13 protein-coding genes and 1 rRNA gene are annotated in these 21,658 nt (G+C 70.7%); 3 read left to right on the plus strand and 11 right to left on the minus strand.

Annotated elements, in window-relative coordinates; genetic code table 11:
• Positions 1 to 9 precede the first annotated feature (9 nt).
• Together IEY86_RS19705 and IEY86_RS19710 are read left to right on the plus strand one after the other, a co-directional pair.
• On the plus strand, positions 10 to 843 hold the full coding sequence (locus IEY86_RS19705; protein ID WP_189133068.1) for a DNA-formamidopyrimidine glycosylase family protein: 834 nt from the start codon (positions 10 to 12) through the stop codon (positions 841 to 843).
• A gap of 64 nt (positions 844 to 907) precedes the next feature.
• Positions 908 to 1,678, plus strand: a complete 771-nt coding sequence (locus IEY86_RS19710; RefSeq protein ID WP_189133069.1) for an SDR family NAD(P)-dependent oxidoreductase — start codon at positions 908 to 910, stop codon at positions 1,676 to 1,678.
• Between the two features lie 1,037 nt (positions 1,679 to 2,715).
• Here IEY86_RS19710 and IEY86_RS19715 read toward each other — a convergent pair.
• The 9 genes from IEY86_RS19715 to IEY86_RS19755 all read right to left on the minus strand — a co-directional run bounded on the left by IEY86_RS19715 (position 2,716) and on the right by IEY86_RS19755 (position 17,128).
• On the minus strand, positions 2,716 to 3,189 hold the full coding sequence (locus IEY86_RS19715) for a Dps family protein (protein WP_189133070.1): 474 nt from the start codon (positions 3,187 to 3,189) through the stop codon (positions 2,716 to 2,718).
• A gap of 299 nt (positions 3,190 to 3,488) precedes the next feature.
• Positions 3,489 to 3,833, minus strand: coding sequence for a helix-turn-helix domain-containing protein (locus IEY86_RS19720; protein ID WP_189133071.1), 345 nt, complete (start codon positions 3,831 to 3,833; stop codon positions 3,489 to 3,491).
• Between the two features lie 90 nt (positions 3,834 to 3,923).
• Positions 3,924 to 4,466, minus strand: a complete 543-nt coding sequence (locus tag IEY86_RS19725) for a CinA family protein (protein ID WP_189133072.1) — start codon at positions 4,464 to 4,466, stop codon at positions 3,924 to 3,926.
• Complete coding sequence (gene pgsA, locus IEY86_RS19730) at positions 4,463 to 5,215, minus strand: CDP-diacylglycerol--glycerol-3-phosphate 3-phosphatidyltransferase (RefSeq protein WP_189133073.1); 753 nt, start codon at positions 5,213 to 5,215, stop codon at positions 4,463 to 4,465. The genes IEY86_RS19725 and pgsA overlap by 4 nt, the downstream gene beginning before the upstream one ends.
• Positions 5,212 to 6,669, minus strand: a complete 1,458-nt coding sequence (gene rimO / locus IEY86_RS19735) for a 30S ribosomal protein S12 methylthiotransferase RimO (protein ID WP_189133074.1) — start codon at positions 6,667 to 6,669, stop codon at positions 5,212 to 5,214. Before rimO ends, pgsA begins: the two co-directional genes overlap by 4 nt.
• Before the next feature lie 172 nt (positions 6,670 to 6,841).
• Positions 6,842 to 7,675 (minus strand): helix-turn-helix domain-containing protein, encoded by an 834-nt coding sequence (locus IEY86_RS19740; RefSeq protein ID WP_189133075.1) that lies wholly within the window; start codon positions 7,673 to 7,675, stop codon positions 6,842 to 6,844.
• 182 nt (positions 7,676 to 7,857) lie between these two features.
• Positions 7,858 to 10,707, minus strand: a complete 2,850-nt coding sequence (locus IEY86_RS19745) for a DNA translocase FtsK (protein WP_189133076.1) — start codon at positions 10,705 to 10,707, stop codon at positions 7,858 to 7,860.
• A gap of 104 nt (positions 10,708 to 10,811) precedes the next feature.
• Positions 10,812 to 11,489 carry a response regulator gene (locus tag IEY86_RS19750; RefSeq protein WP_189133077.1) on the minus strand — a complete coding sequence of 226 codons (678 nt, stop codon included), beginning with the start codon at positions 11,487 to 11,489 and terminating at the stop codon, positions 10,812 to 10,814.
• Between the two features lie 272 nt (positions 11,490 to 11,761).
• Positions 11,762 to 17,128: a HAMP domain-containing protein gene (locus IEY86_RS19755; RefSeq protein WP_189133078.1), complete on the minus strand. Its 5,367-nt coding sequence runs from the start codon at positions 17,126 to 17,128 to the stop codon at positions 11,762 to 11,764.
• Positions 17,129 to 17,683: 555 nt separating this feature from the next.
• Here IEY86_RS19755 and IEY86_RS19760 point away from each other — a divergent pair.
• Positions 17,684 to 20,326 carry a SpoIIE family protein phosphatase gene (locus tag IEY86_RS19760; RefSeq protein ID WP_189133079.1) on the plus strand — a complete coding sequence of 881 codons (2,643 nt, stop codon included), beginning with the start codon at positions 17,684 to 17,686 and terminating at the stop codon, positions 20,324 to 20,326.
• 164 nt (positions 20,327 to 20,490) lie between these two features.
• Here IEY86_RS19760 and IEY86_RS19765 read toward each other — a convergent pair whose 3' ends face one another.
• The gene (locus IEY86_RS19765) at positions 20,491 to 21,456 is read right to left on the minus strand and encodes a DegT/DnrJ/EryC1/StrS family aminotransferase (protein WP_189133080.1); all 966 of its coding nucleotides are present in this window, start codon (positions 21,454 to 21,456) and stop codon (positions 20,491 to 20,493) included.
• Between the two features lie 122 nt (positions 21,457 to 21,578).
• Positions 21,579 to 21,658, minus strand: a 5S ribosomal RNA gene (gene rrf, locus IEY86_RS19770); the annotation flags it as partial.

Genomic DNA, 21,658 nt, shown 5'->3' on the forward strand with positions numbered 1-21,658 from the left:
GGGACAGGCATGCCCGAGGGCGACACGATCTGGCTGACCGCACGGCGTCTGCACGAGGCCTTGGCGGGTCGGGCGCTGACCACGGCCGACCTTCGTGTGCCCAAGCTGGCCACCGTGGAGCTCGCCGGTCGGCGCGTCGAGGAAGTGGTCTCGCGCGGGAAGCATCTGCTGGCCCGGGTCGAGGGCGGCCTGACGCTGCACTCCCATCTGCGGATGGACGGCTCGTGGCATGTCTACTCCGGCGGGCAGCGGTGGCAGGGCGGCCCCCAGTGGCAGATCCGCGCCGTCCTCGGGAACGACGAGCGGACCGCCGTGGGCTACCGGCTCCCGGTGCTGGACTTGCTGCGCACCGACGAGGAGGAGGACACCGTCGGCCATCTGGGCCCCGATCTTCTCGGCCCCGACTGGGATCCGGCCGAGGCGCTGCGCCGACTCCTGTGCGACCCGGGCCGCACGATGGGCGAGGCCCTTCTCGACCAGCGGAATCTCGCCGGGGTCGGCAATGTGTACAAGTCCGAGCTGTGCTTCCTTCGCGGAGTCACCCCGTGGACATCCGTCGGCGAGGTCCCGGGGCTGGAGCGCGTGATCGTGCTCGCCCAGCGGCTGCTGGAGGCGAACCGGTCCCGTGTCGGCCATGTGACCACCGGCGACACCCGGCCGGGCCGCCGCAACTGGGTCTACGGCCGCGCGGGACGCCCCTGCCGCCGCTGCGGCACCCGGATCCTCGGCGCCGACCAGGGTGAGCACGCCGATGCCCGGATCACCTTCTGGTGCCCCCGCTGCCAGAGCGGCCCGGCGCCCGAGCCGACCCGCCTGACACCCACCCCGAACAACCGCTACTGACGGCTCCGCCCCGCCCACGGAAGCGTTATTGACGGTCCGTCAGCTCAGGCCTACCCTCACGGCCATGCCCCTTCAGGCATTCGACCTCACCGGCCGCTCCGCCCTGGTCACCGGTGCCGCCGACGGCATCGGCCGGGCCACCGCCGTGCTCCTGGCGGTAGCGGGCGCGGCCGTCACATGCGCCGACATCGACGGCGAGGGAGCCAAGGCCACGGCCGAGGAGATCACGGCCGGGGGCGGGGCGGCCGAGCCGGTCCTGGTGGACGTGGCCGATCGTGCCCAGGTGGCCGACGCCGTCGCCAGGACCGTCGAGGTGCACGGCCGACTCGACATCGCCGCCAATATCGCCGGGGTCATGCACCGCAGCCGTGTCCTGGACACCCGCGACGCCGACCTCGACCGGGTGCTCGCCGTCAACTTCAAAGGCGTCCTCCACGGCTGCCAGGAGGCCGGCCGCGTCATGGCCGGGCAGGGCTTCGGCAGCATCGTGAACATGGCCTCGGGCGCCATCGACAGCGGCACCGCGGGGCTGCTCTGCTACAGCGTCGCCAAGGCCGCCGTGGTCCAGCTGACGAGGACGCTCGCCACCGAGCTCGGCGGCAGCGGGGTGCGGGTGAACGCTGTGGCCCCGGGATGGGTCAGGACCGCGATGACCCGCCACGACGACGATCCGGAGAACTCCTTCGAGGAGGTGATGCGGCGGATGGCTCCGCTCGGCCGGGTCGGTGAGCCCGACGACATCGCCTCGGCCGTGCTCTACCTCGCCTGCGACGCCTCGTCCTTCACCACCGGCCAGATACTGCGCCCCAACGGCGGCGTCGCCATGCCCTGGTAGCGGCACGCGCTGCCGCGCGAAGAACCAGGGCGGCGGCCGACGAAAGGGGGGCGGAACCCAGGGCACGCTGCCCAGCGGGGACCCGGCGCGTCCCTACACGTCGAGATACGGGTGGTTGCGCTGTTGCGGCGGTCTCGCTCCGGTGCGGTTGCCCGGGTCCGCGCGCTACGGCGCGAAAGATCACAAGCGACACCAACGGCGATGGCCGGGCGGTCGGCCATGACCGCTGCCGGCTCCCTCGACTTCCAAGGCGACTGCCCCGGCTCTCCCGGCTCTCCCGGCCCCGACGATGTCTCCCCCGGCTTCCGCCACGGCTGCCCCCGCCTGCGCCCCATTGCCGCCCCGAGCGCCCCGCCGCCTCAGCGGCCTGCGCTTCAGTGTGCAGTGGACGGGTATGACGCCGAGGCTCCAGCCCGCCGTCGCCACGGCGGACACCAGCGGCCCGCTGTCCTCGGGGCGTATGAGAAGCCTCAGCAGGGCGCCCCACCACACCACCGCAGGTATGGCCACGGCCACCCGTATGAGCAGTTCCCGGGCCCCCGGCAGTCCCCGCCTTCGCGGAGCCCGGGAGCACGGCAGTCCTCGCATGGCCGCCTCCTTCGACGGTTGGCGCGGCACACCCCCGAGGTCGCCGAAGAGTTCCCCGGCGCGTTGATCACTAGCCCTTCCCTCCCCGATCCGGCCGCGACTATCACCCGGTGGGAGCAGCGGACCGGCCCCCGCGGGACCGGACCGTGCGGGTGGAGAAGGGAGAGGCAAGGGGCAAGAAGCAAGGGGCAAGGGCCCCGCGCCGGTGGCCAGTGCCTGGCACGGTTTGCGCCGAGCCGCGCATCCCTGCCGTGAGCGCCGCCCCGCGAGGAATCCGGGTGCAACGCGACCGGCCTCTCCCCACAGGGCCGCGGCCGTCCCCGGACCACTCGGTCCGGGGACGGCCGCGTTCGCTGCGTTCGCTGCGTCCGCGTCGTCGGGCCGGGCGGGCGCCGCTTCGGCGCCGGCGGCCGGCGGTCGGCGGTCGGCGGATGTGCGGGCTTCTGACCTCAGGCGTGGTTCTCGGCCTGGAACATCCAGGCCGCCTTCTCGAGCTCGGCCGTCAGGCCGATGAAGATGTCCTGGGTGACCGGGTCGGGCTTCTCCGTGGCCTCGATGCGCTCCCGCATCCGCCCGATGATCGCCGCGAAGGCCTCGATCACGTACTTGATCGCTTCCTTGTCCTTGATCCATCCGTTCGCCGCCGACGGCAGCCCACTGGTCTTGGCCACGGTCTCCGCACGCCCGTCCGGGGGCACACCGAGGGCGGCCGCACGCTCGGCGACGGTGTCCGAGTAGGTGCGGGCAGTCGCGACGACCTCGTCGAGCTGGAGGTGGATCGAGCGGAATCGCGGCCCCACGAGGTTCCAGTGCGCCTGCTTCGCCACGAGCGAGAGGTCCAGAAGATCGACCAGCGCCCCTTGGAGGGCGTCTCCGGTGACCTTGCGCGCGTCTTCGGACAGGGCGCTCTTCACCACAGTCATACTGTCTCCTCCTTGGCGGTCGAACACTTGGCGCCGCGTGTGCGCCGTCCACCCAGCCCCTGCCCCACATCAGGCGGGCTATTCGGACCATTCCACCGCCGGCCGGGAGATGGTCGACCCCACCAGCCCCGGCCCCCCAGCCCCCGCCCCGCCCCACCGGCCTCGGGCGGTGCGGCCACGAAGCCCGTCCCAGCCCCATGAACAGGTCCCGCACAACGCGGAGGTCCCGGACGGCTCAGCCGTCCGGGACCTCGAAAAGCTCTGTTGTCACGCTGTAGAGCCAGCCGTGCGGCCCATGATCAGGCCGCGACCACATCCACTGCCTGGTTGCTGGTCTCGATGGACACCCTGTCGTCGGGCACCGATGTGACCGGCTCGAGCACTGGACGGACCGGCTCGGTCTGAGCCAGCTCTGCCAGGGACAGGTCGTCACTGACCTCGCGCATGACTTCCGACATACGCACATCGAGGGCGTCGCAGATCGCCGAAAGGAGCTCGGACGACGCCTCCTTCTGGCCGCGCTCGACCTCGGAGAGGTAACCGAGCGACACGCGGGCAGACGCCGACACCTCACGCAGGGTGCGGCCCTGACGCTGGCGCTGCCGACGCAGCACGTCACCCAGCAGGCGACGAAGCAGGATCATCGGTGGCTCCCTCCTCGGACCGCGGTTCCGCAACGTCTTTGCCCCACCGTACCGCCTTCGCCCTCGAGCGTGCGGGGAGCAATGTCGTGTTCACTCAGGGCTGCAAACATCCGATGTTCCCCCACTGTTCCTCGCCCCGCTCCCACGAATGGCGGAAATGCTCGGCTCTGCCCGCAATGTCTCGCACAGCAGCGCAAGCGCCGCTTCTACCGTGCCCCTGCGAATCGCGGCCCGGTCTCCGGCCACGACAGGGGAAACGACGGCTGAACCCCGAGGTCCGGCCACCGCTACATATACCGTTCCGACCGGCTTCCCGTCCTGAGGATCGGGACCTGCCACCCCTGTCGTGGCGATTCCGTAGTTCGCGCTCAGCGCAGACCTCACTCCGCGGGCCATCTGTTCGGCGACGTCCGGGTCGACCGCGCCCCGACCGCGGAGCAAGCCCGGCTCGACTCCGAGCAGCGACGCCTTGACGTCGGTCGCGTAGGCCGTGACCGACCCTCGGAAGCTGCGCGAGGCCCCCGGTACACCCGTCAGCTCCGCGGCCACCAGGCCGCCGGTGAGCGACTCGGCGACGGCCAGCGTCGCCCCCCGCTCCTCGAGCAGGGCCAGCACCTCGGCCGCCGGACTCAACGCCCCGTCCCCGTCCCCCGCTCCGGGGCCGCCCCACCGGTCTCCGGAGGGGCACCCCGCGCCTCCCGCTCCTTGCGCAACCCCTCCCGGCGCAGCACGACGGCCTGCCGGACGTAGTCGAGCCCGGTGACCACGGTGAGGATCACGGCGGCGGCCATCACCCAGGCCCTCAGCGAGGCCAGGGGGCCGGTGAGGACCAGGACGTACATCCCGACCGCCACGCCCTGCGTCAGCGTCTTGAGCTTGCCGCCGCGGCTGGCCGGGATGACCCCGTGCTTGATCACCCAGAAGCGCATCAGGGTGATCCCGAGTTCACGGAAGAGGATCACCGCGGTGACCCACCACGGCAGGTCGCCGAGGGCGGACAGGCAGATCAGCGCGGAGCCCATGATCGCCTTGTCGGCGATGGGGTCCGCGATCTTGCCAAAGTCGGTGACGGTGTTGTGCCGCCGGGCCAGCTCGCCGTCGAAAAGGTCGGTGATCATCGCGATGCTGAAGGCGGCCCAGGCGAACGAGCGCCACGCGGGATCGTCCCCGCCGTCGTGGACCAGCAGGAGCACGAAGCCCGGCACCAGGACGAGCCGCACCATCGTCAGGACATTGGCGATGTTCCACACGCTGGCCGCGTGCGCCGGCGGGTCGCCGAGGTGGTCGGGTGTGCGCCGGGTGTTGATCGGCGGGACCGGACCCGCCGGACCGGCCGGCGCCGGCCGCCGGGAGGGGGTGCCGGGGGCGGGCAGTCCGCTCATACGTCCGCCCCACATCGTTCGGCCACGAGGTCCACACCCTCGGTGTCGACCACCTTGGCCGTCACGAACTGCCCCGCAACGAGGCCGTCGGCGTCGGTCAGCACGACCTGCCCGTCGGTCTCGGGGGCCTGGTGCGCCGCTCGGCCGACCACCTCGTCGTCCTCGACGGACTCCACCATCACCTCGACCGTGCTGCCCAGGCGCTCCTCGGCGCGCTGCGCGCTCAGCTCCTCGGCGAGCCTCGAGATACGGGCGAGCCGCTCGGCGACCACGTCCTCGTCGAGCTTGCCTTCGTAGGTGGCTGCCTCGGTGCCGTCCTCGTCGGAGTAGCCGAACACACCGATCGCGTCCAGGCGCGCGCCCACCAGGAACCGCTCCAGCTCGTCGACGTCGGCCTCGGTCTCACCGGGGAAGCCGACGATGAAGTTCGACCGCACACCCGCCTCCGGCGCCTTGGCCCGCACCTGCTCCAGCAGTTCGAGGAAGCGGTCGGTGTCGCCGAAGCGGCGCATCGCGCGCAGCACGGTCGGCGAGGAGTGCTGGAAGGACAGGTCGAAGTAGGGGGCGACCTTCGGCGTCGAGGTGAGGACGTCGATCAGTCCCGGCCGCATCTCGGCGGGCTGAAGGTAGCTGACCCGCACCCGCTCGATGCCGTCGACCTCGGTCAGCTCCGGCAGGAGCGTCTCCAGCAGCCGGATGTCGCCGAGGTCCTTGCCGTAGGAGGTGTTGTTCTCACTGACGAGCATGATCTCGCGGACGCCCTGCTCGGCGAGCCACCGCGTCTCGGTGAGCACATCGGAGGGGCGCCGGGAGATGAAGGAGCCGCGGAAGGACGGGATGGCGCAGAAGGAGCACCGCCGGTCGCAGCCGGAGGCCAGTTTCACCGAGGCGAACGGGCCGCTGTCCAGCCGCCGCCGCAGCGTGCGCGGCCCGGAGGCGGGGGCCACGCCGTGCGGCAGGTCCTCGGGTCCGGTCTCGGGCGCGCCGCCGTGTCCCGGCAGGGCCACGCCCTTGGTGTCCTGGCGCCGCGCGGGGCTGACGGGCAGGAGCTTGCGCCGGTCGCGCGGCACGTGGGGGGCGTGGACGCCGCCGGACAGGATGGTCTGCAGCCGGTCGGAGATATCGGCGTAGTCGTCGAAGCCGAGCACGCCGTCCGCCTCGGGCAGGGCCTGGGCCAGCTCCTTGCCGTACCGCTCGGCCATGCAGCCGACCGCGACGACGGCCCGGGTGCGCCCGGTCTCCTTGAGGTCGTTGGCCTCGAGGAGGGCGTCGACGGAGTCCTTCTTGGCCGCCTCGACGAAACCGCAGGTGTTGACGACGGCGACGTCGGCGTCCGCGGCGTCCTCGACCAGGTCCCAGCCGTCGGCCGACAGACGCCCGGCGAGTTCCTCGGAGTCCACCTCGTTCCGGGCGCATCCGAGGGTGACGAGGGCGACTGTGCGGCGTTCGGGCATGGCCTCAGACTACTTTGTCCCGGCCCGTCACCCGTCGCTCGGTCCACGACTCGATGATCGGAACTGATCATCGGAACTGAAGATCGGAAGCGGGGCCCCGGCCGCCGGAACGCCGACGGGGCCGGTCGGCGTGCGCCCGGCCCCGTTCCTCCTGCCCGTCCGCTCCGGCGCGTCAGCCCGCCTGCGGATCGCCGGGGGTGAAGTTGAGCCGGACCACCTCGCCCTGGTCGCCCGCGGGGCCGAGGTCCTTGCCGTTGACGAACATCTTGACCGCGCCGGCGTTGCCCACGACCAGCTTGATCTGCTTGTCGTCGGTGAACGTCTTGGAGGCGCCCTTCTCCAGCACGCTCTGGAAGAGGGTCTGGCCGGTGCCGTTGACGGCCGAGATCCAGCTCTTGTCCTCCTCGGCGGTGATCTTCACGGTCACCTTGTCGGCCGGGACGGCGGCGATCGCGCTGTCCTTGGGATCGGGCTTCTTGGGCTGGCCGCCGGGCTGGCCCTGGTGGGACTGGGTGCCCGTGGACGGCTTGGCCGACGCCGGGGCGGACGGCTGGCCGGCCTGGTCGCCGGAGTCCTTGGAGCCCCCGCTGAACAGATTGAACCCGACGAAGGCGATGACCACGGCGATGGCGGCCACCATGGCGGCCGTCCAGTTGGGGCGGCGCCGCTCGGGGCGCAGCCGCTCCGCCTCGAACATCTGCGACGCGGGCGTGGGCGCGGGAGAGCCGTGTTCGGCGTCGTACTGGGCGACCAGGGCGTCCGGATCGCTGCCGACGGCCCTGGCGATGAGCCGGATGTGCCCGCGGGCGTAGAAGTCACCGCCGCAGCGGGAGTAGTCGTCCTGTTCGATGGCGTGCACGATCGGCACGCGAACGCGCGTGCTGCCGCTGACCTCGTCGATCGTCAGGCCGGCTTCCCGACGGGCTTGGGCGAGGACACGGCCGACCGTGGGCCGCTCGTCGGTGGGAGTGCGGTCATCACCGGGAGGAGGATTGCCGATGGACACGAGGGCGCCTTTCGAGCGTGTAGCCACCTGCTGGAGGTTCAGTCTAGGGCCGGGCGGAAAGCGGACGGCAACCGGTGGGGCCGGTTTTGTCCGCCATCAGGATTGCCCGACTACCCGACAGGCCCAGGCGGGCTGTTGCAACTGTTCAACTTGACGTACGGAATGAGGAAACGGTTGCCCGCTCATGAGCTATTTTCCCCGCGGAGCACTGCGAGCACCGAATCGAGCTCCTCGGGCTTGATGAGAACATCGCGCGCCTTCGAACCCTCGCTCGGTCCGACGACGCCGCGCGACTCCATCAGGTCCATGAGCCTGCCCGCCTTGGCGAAACCTACACGCAGCTTGCGCTGAAGCATCGAAGTCGAGCCGAACTGCGTGGACACCACCAGCTCCGCCGCCTGGCAGAGCAGGTCGAGGTCGTCGCCGACCTCCTCGTCGATCTCCTTCTTCTTGCCCCCGCCGGGTGTCACGTCGTCCCGGTAGGAGGGGCCGAGCTGTTCCTTGCAGTGCTTGACGACGGCGGCGATCTCGCTCTCGGTGACGAAGGCGCCCTGCATCCGGGTGGGCTTGCTCGCCCCCATCGGCAGGAACAGCCCGTCACCCTTGCCGATGAGCTTCTCCGCTCCCGGCTGGTCAAGGATGACCCGGCTGTCGGCGAGCGAGGAGGTGGCGAACGCCAGCCGGGACGGCACATTGGCCTTGATCAGGCCGGTGACCACGTCCACGCTCGGGCGCTGGGTGGCCAGCACCAGGTGGATTCCGGCCGCTCGCGCGAGCTGGGTGATGCGGACGATCGCGTCCTCGACGTCGCGCGGGGCCACCATCATCAGGTCGGCGAGCTCGTCCACGATCACCAGCAGATACGGGTACGGGGACAGCTCGCGCTCGCTGCCCTCGGGCGGCTTGACCTTGCCCGCCCGCACCGCGCGGTTGAAGTCGTCGATGTGTCGGAAGCCGAACGCCGCCAGGTCGTCGTAGCGCAGGTCCATCTCGCGCACGACCCACTGCAGCGCCTCGGCGGCCTTCTTCGGGCTGGTGATGATCGGCGTGATCAGGTGCGGGATGCCCTCGTAGGCGGTCAGCTCCACCCGTTTGGGGTCGACGAGGACCATCCGCACCTCCTCCGGCGTGGCGCGGGCCATGACGGAGGTGATGAGGCAGTTGATGCAGGACGACTTGCCCGCGCCGGTGGCACCCGCCACGAGGACGTGCGGCATCCGGGCGAGGTTGGCCACGACGAAGCCGCCCTCGACGTCCTTGCCGAGCGCCACGAGCATGGGGTGGTCGTCGTCGGCGGCCTCCGGCGAGCGGAGCACATCGCCGAGGTTGACCATCTCTCGGTCGGTGTTGGGGATCTCGATGCCGACCGCCGACTTGCCCGGAATCGGGCTGATGATGCGGACGTCGGCGCTCGCCACCGCGTAGGCGATGTTCTTGGCCAGGGCCGTGATGCGCTCGACCTTCACCGCCGGGCCGAGCTCGACCACGTAGCGGGTCACCGTCGGGCCGCGGGTGAAGCCGGTCACGGCGGCGTCGACCTTGAACTCGGAGAAGACCACGGTGAGCGCCCGCACCACGTCGTCGTTGGCCTTGCTGCGGGCCTTGCCGGGTCCGCCGCGCGTCAGCAGGTTCGGCGGCGGCAGCACATAGGTGATGTCCCCGGCGAGCTGGAGCTGCTCGGAACGGGTCGGGCCCGCGCTCATCGGCTCCTGCTCCGGGCGCGCGTCGCGCACCGGCTCGCGCAGCGCCTCCTGGACGGGCCTGCCCGCGTCCGACTTCTCCAGGGACTTCGACACCCCGGAATCCGACACCCCGGAATCCGACACGCGGGACTTCGACACGCCGGACTTCTCCGCCTCGGGCGCGCCCGTCCCGGGTGCCCCGGAGCCGGCGGTCCTTATGCTGCCGCGCAGTCCGGCGACGACCGGGGACGGCTGCACGCCGTGCAGCACCGCCCCGTCGAGCGCGGCGGCGGCAGCGGCCGCCACATCCACGGCGTCGGGCGGCCCCGACTTGGCCAGCGATCCCTGGCGCCGCCGCGGACGCCGGCGCTTGAGCGGCTCCGACTCCTCCTCGGCGTCCTCGAACGCCCCTTCGCCCTCCTGGTCCTGATCCACGGCCGCTGCGGGGACCTCGGCGGCCCTGCCGCGACGACGGGACCGACGGCGCGCGGGCGACGGCGCCTCGTCCTGCCCGGTGTCGTCCTCGACGTCCGCCTCACCGTCGTCGAAGCCGGGCAGGTCCTTGGCGGCCTTCTCGGCGTCGACCAGGCCGAGCCTGGAGCCGAGCAGCCGCAACCGCTGCGGGACGGCGTTGACCGGAGTGGCGGTGACCACGAGGAGGCCGAAGAGCGTGACGAGCAGGAGCAGGGGAACGGCCAGGGTCGAGCCGACCGTGAACAGCAGCGGTTTCGACACCGCCCAGCCGACCTGCCCGCCCGCCTCGCGCATCAGCCGGGCGCCCGCTCCACGGCCGGGCGAGCCGCACCCGATGTGCACCAGGCCGAGGACCCCCACACCCAGGGCCGTGAGGCCGACGACGATGCGGCCGTTGGCCTCCTGCTGCTCCGGATGGCGCATCAGCCGCACGGCGACAACACCGAGGACCACGGGGAACATCAGGTCCAGTCGGCCGAAAGCGCCGGTGACGACCACCGTCACCAGGTCGCCCACGGGGCCGTCGAGGTTGGACCACGTGCCCGCCCCGATGACGAGGCACAACCCCAGCAGGAACAGCGCCAGGCCGTCCTTGCGGTGCGCCGGGTCCAGTCCGCGCGCACCCTTTCCGATACCGCGGAAGACCGCTCCGACGGTGTGCGCCAGCGCCAGCCAGCAGCCGCGGAGCAGCTTCAGGACGGGATTCGTCGGTGACGGCGCCGGTTTGGGCGGCGGCTTCTTGGCAGCGGCTTTCCTGGCGGGTGCCTTGGTCGCGGTCTTCTTGGCAGGAGCTTTCTTGGCCGGTGCCTTCTTCCTGGCCGCCGCACCCCCGCCACCGCGCGCGGACGAACCGCTTCCGGACGTACGTGTGGCCATGGTGCGAGGTTACCGTCCCGCACCTGCAAGAACACCTGTCCCAGTGGATACGCCCGTTCGTGTCGTGTCCCAGGCGTGCCAACGGTGACGTTCTGTCAACCCGTTCAGCCCTGCGGAGGAACCGGCGCGGATCCCGTCCCCGGCTCCAGCGCGTCCAGCGCCCGCCGCAGTCCGGTGAGCTTGCGCTCCAGGTGAGCGGCCGTCGCCACGGCGGCCGTGTCGGAGGATTCGTCCAGTTGCTTCGACAGCGCCTCGGCCTGCTCCTCGACGGCGGCCAGACGCGCGGACAGTTCGGCGAGCAGACCCGCCGAGTCCTTGGCTCCCTGCCCGTTCCCCTCCGCGTGTCCGCCCTCGAGCTGAAGCCTCAGCAAAGACGCCTGCTCACGAAGCTGGCAGTTCTTCATATAGAGCTCGACGAACACGGACACCTTGGCCCGAAGCACCCACGGGTCGAACGGCTTGGAGATGTAGTCGACGGCACCGGCGGCGTAGCCCCGGAAGGTGTGGTGCGGGCCGTGGTTGATGGCGGTGAGGAAGATGATCGGGATGTCGCGGGTGCGCTCACGACGCTTGATGTGGGCGGCCGTCTCGAATCCGTCCATGCCCGGCATCTGGACATCGAGCAGGATCACCGCGAAGTCGTCCGTGAGCAGCGCCTTGAGCGCCTCCTCCCCGGACGATGCCCGCACCAGCGTCTGATCGAGCGCGGAGAGGATGGCCTCCAGCGCCAGCAGATTCTCCGGCCGGTCATCGACCAGGAGGATCTTGGCCTTCTGAACCATGGCCCGTCCTCCTCGTCCCGAAATGGGGACTCCCCTGCTCGAAGAGCTCGGGGAAGCACCGTCCGCCGCCCCCAGGGACGACTCCTGTGCGCCGCCCGTCCTTGTGCCGGTCATGGTAGCCGCACCCCGTTGTTCGCCACACCCTGTCACCGCCATGTCACTGTGCACGTACCGAAAACGCAACGCACGTGAGGATAGTTCCCACAGGGGGCAGGTTGGCAATGACTTCCCACCGGGCACCTGCCCGGCACCACCCGCGCGACCACTGCCGGTCAACGGGCGTTCAGCCACTGATCCATGACGGTCAGCAGGTGGTCGGTGTCCACCGGCTTCGTGACGTGGTCCGACGCTCCCGCCTCGATGCTCTTCTCCCGGTCCCCCTTCATCGCCTTGGCGGTCAGCGCGATGATCGGCAGACCGGCGAACTGCGGCATCCTGCGGATCGCCGTCGTCGTGGAGTAACCGTCCATCTCGGGCATCATGATGTCCATCAGGACCAGCGCGACGTCGTCGTGCTGCTCCAGGACCTCGATTCCCTCCCTGCCGTTCTCGGCGTACAGCACGGTCAGCCCGTGCTGTTCGAGCACGCTGGTCAGCGCGAAGACATTGCGGATGTCGTCGTCGACGACGAGGACCTTCTCACCGTGGAAGCCCCCGCTGAAACTCCCCTGATCGGATTCGTCCTCGCGGTGGTTGACCCACGACTCGCGGGGGGGCTGCTGCGTGGGCTGCGCCGGCACGGCGCCCGAGGGCCCCGACTGCTCGTGGCGGGCGCGGTTGCGGCGGATACGGGCCAGGCCCGATCCGGCGCGGCTGCGGGTCGTCGCGGACGCCTCGATCTCCAGGCGTCCGCCGTCCCGTTCCGGCTCCAGCTGGTGCACGTCCGCGTCGGACAGCCCGTTGGACGGGTACGAGGGCCACTCCTCGCTCGCCAGCGGCAGATACAGGGTGAAGGTGCTGCCGCGTCCCGGCTGGCTGTCGGCGTGGATCTCACCGCCGAGCAGGCGGGCGATCTCCCGGCTGATCGACAGGCCCAGACCCGTGCCGCCGTACTTGCGGCTGGTGGTGCCGTCGGCCTGCTTGAACGCCTCGAAGATCACCCTCATCTTGCTGGCGGCAATGCCGATACCGGTGTCCGTGACCGAGAACGCGATCATGTCCTGGTCGGGGTCCTGGAGCGACCCGACCTCCAGCATCTGCTCGCGGATGCTCACGGGCACATCCGATCCGGCCGGGCGGATCACCAGCTCCACCGCGCCGTTGTCGGTGAACTTCACCGCGTTGGACAGCAGATTGCGCAGGACCTGCAACAGCCGCTGCTCATCGGTGTGCAGGGTCACCGGCAGCTCCGGCGAGACCCGCACGGCGAAGTCCAGGCCCTTCTCCGCCGTCAGCGGGCGGAAGGTCGCCTCGACGTAGTCCACCAGCTGCACCAGCGCGATCCTGGTCGGGCTGACGTCCATCTTCCCGGCCTCGACCTTCGACAGGTCCAGGATGTCGTTGATGAGCTGGAGCAGGTCGGAGCCGGCCCCGTGGATGGTCTCGGCGAACTCGACCTGCTTCGGGGACAGATTCCCCTCGGCGTTGTCGGCGAGGAGCTTGGCGAGGATCAGCAGGGAGTTCAGCGGCGTGCGCAGCTCGTGCGACATGTTCGCCAGGAACTCCGACTTGTAGCGCATCGACAGCGCCAGCTGCTCGGCACGCTCCTCCAGCACCTGCCGGGCGTCCTCGATCTCGTTGTTCTTGATCTCGATGTCGCGGTTCTGGCGGGCCAGCAGCTCTGCCTTCTCCTCCAGCTCCGCGTTCGAGTGCTGCAGGGCGGACTGGCGGCTTTCCAGCTCGTCAGAACGTTCCTTCAGCTGTGTCGTGAGCTCCTGCGACTGCCGCAGGAGCGCCTCGGTCTTGGTGTTCACCCCGATGGTGTTGACGGTGACCGCGATCATCTCCGCGATCTGGTCCAGGAAGTCCCGGTGCACCAGGGTGAACGGCTGGAACGAGGCCAGCTCGATCACGCCGAGCAACCGGCCCTCGAACAGCACCGGCAGGATCACCACATTGACAGGCGGCGCCTGGCCGAGACCGGACGAGATCATCAGATAGTCCGGCGGGGCCGACTGGATGAGGATCGTGCGCTTCTCCTGGGCGACCTGCCCGATCAGCGACTCGCCGAGCCGGTAGCCCGTCGGCATCGAGCGGGTGGAGTACCCGTAGCCGCCGATCAGCCGCAGCTCCACCGCGTCGTCGCTGTCCGCGTCGCCGACGGGCTCGGCGAGGAAGAAGGCTCCGTGCTGGGCGGAGACCACCGGTGTGAGCTCGCTCATGATGAGGGAGGCCACGTCCTTGAGCTCCCGGCGGCCCTGCATCAGGCTGGAGATGCGGGCGAGTTCGGTCTTGAGCCAGTTCTGTTCCTGGTTCGCCCGCGTGGTCTCCCGCAGGTTGGCGATCATCTGGTTGATGTTCTCCTTGAGCTCGTCCATCTCGCCCGCGGCGTCGACGCTGATCTGCAAGGAGAGGTCGCCCCGGGTCACCGCCGTGGCGACCTGGGCGATGGCGCGCACCTGCCGGGTGAGGCTGCCCGCGAGCTCGTTCACGGAGTCGGTCAGGTCCTGCCAGGTGCCCACCACGCCGGGCACGCGCGCCTGGCCGCCGAGGATGCCCTCGGTGCCCACCTCGCGCGCCACCCGCGTGAGTTCGTCGGCGAACGCGGACAACTGGTCGACCATCGTGTTGATGGTGGTCTTCAGCTCCAGGATCTCGCCGCGCGCGTCCACGTCGATCTTCTTGGTCAGATCGCCCTTGGCGACCGCCGTGGTGACCATCGCGATATTGCGGACCTGCCCGGTCAGGTTGGACGCCATCGAGTTCACCGACTCGGTGAGGTCCTTCCACGTGCCGGCGACACCCGGCACCCGCGCCTGGCCGCCCAGGATGCCCTCGGTGCCCACCTCGCGCGCCACCCGGGTCACCTCGTCGGCGAACGACGACAGGGTCGTCACCATCGTATTGACGGTGTCGGCGAGCTGCGCGACCTCACCGCGCGCCTCGACGGTGACCTTCTTCGTCAGATCGCCGTTGGCGACCGCCGTGGCGACCTGGGAGATATTGCGCACCTGGCTGGTCAGGTTGTTGGCCATCAGGTTGACGTTGTCGGTGAGGTCCTTCCAGATGCCGGAGGCGTCACGCACCCTGGCCTGACCGCCGAGCTGGCCCTCGGTGCCCACCTCGCGGGCCACCCGGGTCACCTCGTCACCGAACGCGGAGAGCTGGTCGACCATCGTGTTCACGGTCGTCACCAGCGCGAGGATCTCGCCCTTGGCGTCCACGGTGATCTTCTTCGACATGTCGCCGCGGGCGACCGCCGTGGTGACCTCGGCGATGCTGCGCACCTGCGAGGTCAGGTTGTTCGCCATCTCGTTGACGGACTGCGTGAGGTCCTTCCACGTGCCCGAGACGCCCTTGACGTCCGCCTGGCCGCCGAGGATGCCGTCGGTGCCCACCTCGCGGGCGACCCGGGTCACCTGATCTGCGAAGGCGGAGAGCTGGTCGACCATCGTATTGAGCGTGTTCTTCAGCTCCAGGATCTCGCCCCGGGCGTCCACGTCGATCTTCTGCGACAGATCGCCGCGGGCCACGGCGGTGGCGACCTGGGCGATATTGCGCACCTGCGCCGTCAGGTTGCCCGCCATGCCGTTCACCGAGTCGGTCAGGTCGCGCCACACGCCCGCCACGCCCTGGACCTTGGCCTGACCGCCGAGCCGCCCCTCCGTGCCCACCTCTCGGGCCACCCGGGTCACCTGGTCGGCGAAGGCGGAGAGCTGGTCGACCATCGTGTTGACGGTGTTCTTCAGCTCCAGGATCTCGCCCCGGGCGTCGACCGTGATCTTCTGGGACAGGTCCCCGTTGGCGACCGCCGTCGTCACCTGGGCGATATTTCGGACCTGGTCGGTCAGGTTGCCGCCCATGAAGTTGACGGAGTCCGTCAGGTCCTTCCACACACCGGAGACACCGGGCACGGCCGCCTGGCCGCCGAGCCGTCCCTCGGTGCCCACGTCCCTCGCCATGCGGGTGACCTCGGCCGCGAACGCCGAGAGCTGGTCCACCATGGTGTTCACGGTGTTCTTCAGCTCCAGCATCTCGCCGGAGACGTCCACCGTCACCTTCTGCGACAGATCCCCGTTGGCGACCGCCGTCGTCACCTGGGCGATATTGCGGACCTGCCCCGTGAGGTTCCGGAAGGCCGTGTTGACCGAGTCCGTCAAGTCCTTCCACGTCCCCGCGGCCCCCGGCACCGCCGCCTGGCCGCCGAGCTCGCCCTCGACGCCGATCTCCCGGGCCACGCGCGTGACTTCGGCGCCGAAGGAGGAGAGCTGGTCCACCATGGTGTTCACGGTGTTCTTCAGCTCCGCCATCTCGCCGGAGACGTCCACCGTCACCTTCTGCGACAGATCGCCGTTGGCCACGGCCGTCGTCACCTGGGCGATGTCGCGCACCTGCGCGGTCAGATTCCGGAAGGCCGTATTGACCGAGTCCGTCAGGTCCTTCCAGATGCCGGCGGCGCCCGGCACCTTCGCCTGGCCGCCCAACTGGCCCTCCGCGCCGACCTCGCTGGCGACCCGCGTCACCTCGTCGGCGAACGTCCGCAGCGTCTCCGTCATCGCGTTGACCGTGTCGGCGAGCTGCGCGACCTCGCCGCGCGCGCTCACCGTGATCTTCTGCGACAGATCGCCGTTGGCGACCGCCGTCGTCACCTGGGCGATGTCACGCACCTGCGCGGTCAGATTGCCCGCCATGAGGTTGACCGAGTCGGTGAGGTCCTTCCATGTGCCGCCCACGCCCGGCACCACGGCCTGGCCGCCGAGTTCACCCTCGGTGCCCACCTCACGGGCGACCCGGGTGACCTCGGACGCGAACGACGACAGCTGGTCCACCATCGTGTTCACGGTGTTCTTCAGCGCCAGCATCTCACCGTCCACGCGGACGGTGACCTTGCGGGACAGATCGCCCTTGGCGACCGCCGTGGTGACCAGCGCGATGTCCCGGACCTGCGCCGTCAGCTGCGCCGCCATCGTATTGACGGAGTCGGTGAGGTCCTTCCAGCTTCCGGACATACCGCGCACCTTGGCCTGGCCGCCGAGCTTGCCCTCGGTGCCGACCTCGCTGGCCACCCGGGTGACCTCGTCGGTGAACGTGGACAACTGGTCCACCAGCCCGTTGACCGTGCGCCCGATCTTCAGGAACTCCCCGCGAAGCGCGTGCTCGGGACCGTCCGTCCCCTGCGCCCGCAGATCCATCCGCTGCTCGAGATCGCCCTCGGCCACCGCGCTGAGCACCCGGCCGACCTCGGCGACCGGGCGGACCAGATCCTCCACCAGCGCGTTGGAATGGTCGATCGCCGTGGCCCAGGAGCCCTCGCAGGCGCCGACTTCGAGACGCTCCGTGAGCTTGCCCTCACGCCCGACCACCCGCCGCACGCGGGCGAGCTCGCCCGTCAGGTGCTGGTTGCGGTCCGCGACCTCGTTGAACACCGCGGCGATCTCGGCCATCACACCGTCGCCGGTCACCGTGAGCCGCTTGCGGAAATTGCCGTCCCGCATGGTCACGAGCGCCGACAGCAGTCTGTCGAGGGCGGCGGTGTCCACTTGCGTCGTGCCGCGCGAGCGGGTGCGGGAACCACCCTTGCGCGTCGCCGTTGCACTCCCCTGAGAAGAACGGCGCGCGGTGGCGGCTACCGTGCCGCTCCGCGCCGATGCGCCAGACTCCACCGTGTCCCTCCCACAGGATCGAACAGATTCCACATGTGCTTCGGGCCACGACCAGTGTTTCATCCTGAGGCGCCCACGCCATAACGGTTCCGCAGCATCACCTATGGTCTTGACAAGTCCCGAAAGGAAATCACCCGCAACCGGCGCACGCAGAGGCAGTAAGGGTAAGTAACCTGGCACAGGACTGCCCAGTGCGGGCAGCGGGCACACCTAGGCCAGGGGAGGGGTGCAGCCTTGAGCGGGCCGCGCACGGGCGGACAACGGGCCGTCGCAGGGACGGCCGCGGACATTGCTGCCGGAATCGGCGGCGACGCCGCCGCAACGGCCGCGGACAACGCTCCGCGGACAGATCGCGACGACCCTCCCGGCAGGGGCACGGCGCCGGCCCGGGCAGGGACCGAGGCCGAGCTCGAGGTACAGCGAAGGAGACCAGTGATCACCGCGCGGGCAGCCGCCACCTTCGACCCGCTAGGGCGCTCCGTCGCCACCGCCCGCGCCTTCGTCCGCGACACTCTCCACGGCTGGGGCTTCTCCGACGTCGTGGACGACGCCGTGGTGCTCACCAGCGAACTCGTCACCAACGCCGTCGTGCACGCGGGCACCTCCGCCGACGTCCTCTGCCTCCGCTTCGACACCGCCGTGCGCGTCGAGGTCGCCGACCGCTACCCCGAGCGCGAAGTGCCGATGCAGGAGTCGCTGCACCGCGGGCCCAGCCCCGACCACGAGGGCGGGCGCGGACTTCTCCTGTGCTCAGCGCTGGCCACCCGCTGGGGAGTTGAGTACACGCCCACGCACAAGCAGGTGTGGTTCCACCTCGACCTGCCCGAGCGCCCCGCGGGCACCCGGTTCGCCGGTCCCGTCCTGGCCCCCGCCGCACTGCCCATGGCCGAGGAACACGTCCGGGTCGCGGTCGTGCAGGTCGACCGCCACGGCGCCATCGGGGCATGGAACGAGGACGCCCGGAGTCTTTTCGGTCACGCCGCCGAGCAGGTCATCGGCAAACCGCTGTCCGACCTCGCCGCCTGGCCGCAGACCCCGGGCACGAGCGTCGGCCTGGCCGAGGCGCTGCGCCTGTCCCGCTGGGAGGGCTCCTACGGCGTCCGCGGCGCCGACGGGAAGATCACGCCCGTCTACGGCACCCATCTCCGGGTGCGCGACTCCACCGGAGAGCCCTCGTCGGTGTGCCTGCTGGTGCGCGAGGCAGAACGGGCGGTGCTCCAGAGCCCGCCGCGCGGCCCCGCGTCCGCCACGATCGCCGACGGATCCTCCTCGGGCGACGGCCACGGCCGGCGCCAGGGCGTCGACCCGTTCGAGGTGTTCATCGGCTCACCCGCCCCGGACGACCTCGACGGCCTCCTCCAGCGCACGGTGGAGCGCGCCCGCGACATGCTCGACGGCGACTCCGCCTACCTCCTGCTCGCGACCGACGACGAGACGGAACTGGAGGTCCGGGCCTCCACCGGATTGCCCTCCGCCCGCCAGCGTTTCGCCCGGGTGCCCGTCGAGGCCGGGACCGGACGCTACGGCAGCGCCCGGATGCCCGCCGTCCACGACGACCTCACCGTCGCCCCCGGCGCCGTCCCCCTCCTCGCCGGCACGGGCATGCGCTCGGTCGTCACCGTGCCGCTGAAGGTCGAGGGACGCCTCACCGGCTCGCTCGGCGTGGCCGCGGAGGCCTCGGGCCGCTACACCAACGAAGAAGCCCTGCGGCTCCAATTCGCCGCCGACCGGATCGCCCTGGCCGTCGAGAGCGCCCGCCTGACCGAGCTGGAGCGGCTGCGCCGCGGCTCGCTGTCCTTCCTCGTCGAGGCCTCCGACCTGCTCGCGGGCACCTTGGAGCGCGACCAGACCCTGGCCCTGATGGCACAGATGACCGTGCCCACCCTGGCGAGCTGGTGCGCCGTCTACACGATCGCCGAGCAGTCCGAGCCCGAACTGGCCTTCGTCCTCCACGAGGACGAGGACCGCATCGACGGCCTCAAGGCCCTGCTGGAGCGCGTCGAGCCGCCCACGCCCGAACCCACCCCCGGCGCACGCCAGTGGACCGCCCCGGCGGACGCCGCCCACGCGGCCGCCCTGCGCGTCTCCCTGCGCTCCCTTGGCCTCGGTGAGCCCGGACGCCCGGCCACCGGGCCCGGCACCGCCCATGCCACCGCGGCGGCCGTCGGAGGCGAGACCGTGGTCCTGCCGCTGGTGGCCCGCAACCGCGTGATCGGCATGCTCACGCTCGGCAAGCCCGCCGAGGAGCGCTTCCGCCAGGAGATCCTGGAACTCGCCGAGGACCTCTCCCGCCGAGCCGCCCTGGCGCTGGACAACGCCCGCCTGTACTCCGAGCGCACGGCGATCAGCCAGTCCCTCCAGCGCAGCCTGCTGCCGCCGGAGCTGCCGCAGATCCCCGGAGTCGAGGTCGAGGTCATCTACCGCGCCGCCGGCGAGGGCAACGAGGTCGGCGGCGACTTCTACGACCTGTTCCCCATCCGTGACGGCTGCTGGGGCTTCGCCATCGGCGACGTCTGCGGTACGGGTCCGGAGGCCGCGGCCGTCACCGGCCTGGCGCGCCACGCCCTTCGGCTGCTCGCCCGCGAGGGCTTCAGCGCACCCGCCGTACTGGAGCGGCTCAACGCGGCCATCCTCGACGAGGGCTCCCGCAGCCGCTTCCTGACCCTGCTCTACGGGGAGATGTGGCCGCAGCCCGACGGCAGCGTCATCCTCAAGGTCGTCTGCGCGGGCCACCCGCTGCCTCTTCGTCTGCGGCCGGACGGCACGGTGGCCTCGGCCGCGGAACCGCAGCCGCTGCTCGGCGTGATGGAGGAGCTCGAACTGGTCGAGCAGACCGTGGAACTCTCCCCCGGCGATGTCCTGCTGTGCGTCACCGACGGTGTGACGGAGCGGCGCGAGGGCTACCGCATGCTCGGCGACGACGGCCTCGCGGATGTGCTCGCCCAGTGCACGGGGCTGACCGCGGGGGCCGTGGCCGCCAGGGTGCAAAGGGCGGTGGAGCGGTTCGCCGCGGACGCGCCGTCCGACGACATGGCGATTCTCACCTTGCGCATTCCGGAGAAGACGGAAAGCTGAGCGGGGCAGGTGGCGGCCGGTGAGCCGTCGCCGGAACTCGCCGGTCGGCGCTGCGCGGTCGGTGTCCGGGCGGTCGGTGCTCTGCGGTCGGTGCTGCGCGGTCGGTGTGCGGGCGGTCGGTGGCCCGCGGCCGTTGCCCCCCAGCCGGACAGAGGACTCGGAGACTAGAGGAGGCCGCCGAGCTTGTTGCAGGCGGAGATGACACGCCCCAACTCCCGGCGGCTCAGCCCCGGGTGCACCGGCAGCGACAGGACCTGCTCGGCGGCGCGCTCGGTCTCCGGCAGATCGGCTTCTATGCGGTAGGCCCGCAGACGGTTCACCGGCGTCGGGAAGTGCACCGTGCTGCGCACCCCGCGGGCGGCGAGTGCCTTCGCGAAAGCGTCACGGTCCGGACGGCCGTTGCCCGGCACCCGCACCGTGTACTGGTGGTAGACGTGCTGCGCCCCCACCGCGACGGAGGGGACGGCGACGCCCTTGAGCTTCTTGTCCAGAACGCTCGCGTTGGCCCGACGGCGCTCGGTGGACTCCGGAAGCCGGCGCAACTCCTCGCGCCCGGCCTCCGCGGCGACATCGGTGAGGCGAACATCGGTCTCCTGGCCACGCAGTATCCGCAGGGCACGGGCGAGGTTGTCGTCACCCGTCGCCACCACCCCTCCCTCACCGAAGCTGAAGACGGCGGCGGCCCCGAACGTCCCCACCGCCCTGCCCCGTACGGTGGCCATGGGTGCCTCGGTGGCGTCCTCCACGACGGCCAGACCGTGCCGCTGCGCCACAGCGCAGAGCCGGTCCATGGCGGCCGGGTGTCCGAAGAGGTGCACAGGAATGACGGCGGCGGTCCGCGAAGTGACCGCGGCGGAGACCGCGTCCGCGTCCAGGCAGAAGCTGTCCCGCTCGATATCGGCGAAGACCGGGGTCGCTCCGACCGACCGAACGGCATTGGCCGCCGTCGGGTAGGAGAACGCGGGGACGACGACCTCGTCACCCGAGCCGATCCCCAGGCCGAGCAGGGACAGTTGCAGCGCGGAAGCGCCCGAGTTGACCGCGACGCAGTGCCGTCCGCCCACCAACCGGGCGAACTCGGTCTCGAACGTGCCCACTTCGGGCCCCTGCACCACCGATTCGATCAGCATGCTTCGGGATGCTGCCGGTACGGCATGAACGCCAGGTGACTCGCAGACGTCGCGGAGCTGCAAACAACAAAAAAAGCCCGGTCCCTCGTCCGAAGACGAGAGACCGGGCTCCATCAATGATTGTTCGGCGGCGTCCTACTCTCCCACAGGGTCCCCCCTGCAGTACCATCGGCGCTGTAAGGCTTAGCTTCCGGGTTCGGAA

This window comes from Wenjunlia tyrosinilytica, from assembly GCF_014646055.1.
GTDB classification, from domain to species: domain Bacteria; phylum Actinomycetota; class Actinomycetes; order Streptomycetales; family Streptomycetaceae; genus Wenjunlia; species Wenjunlia tyrosinilytica.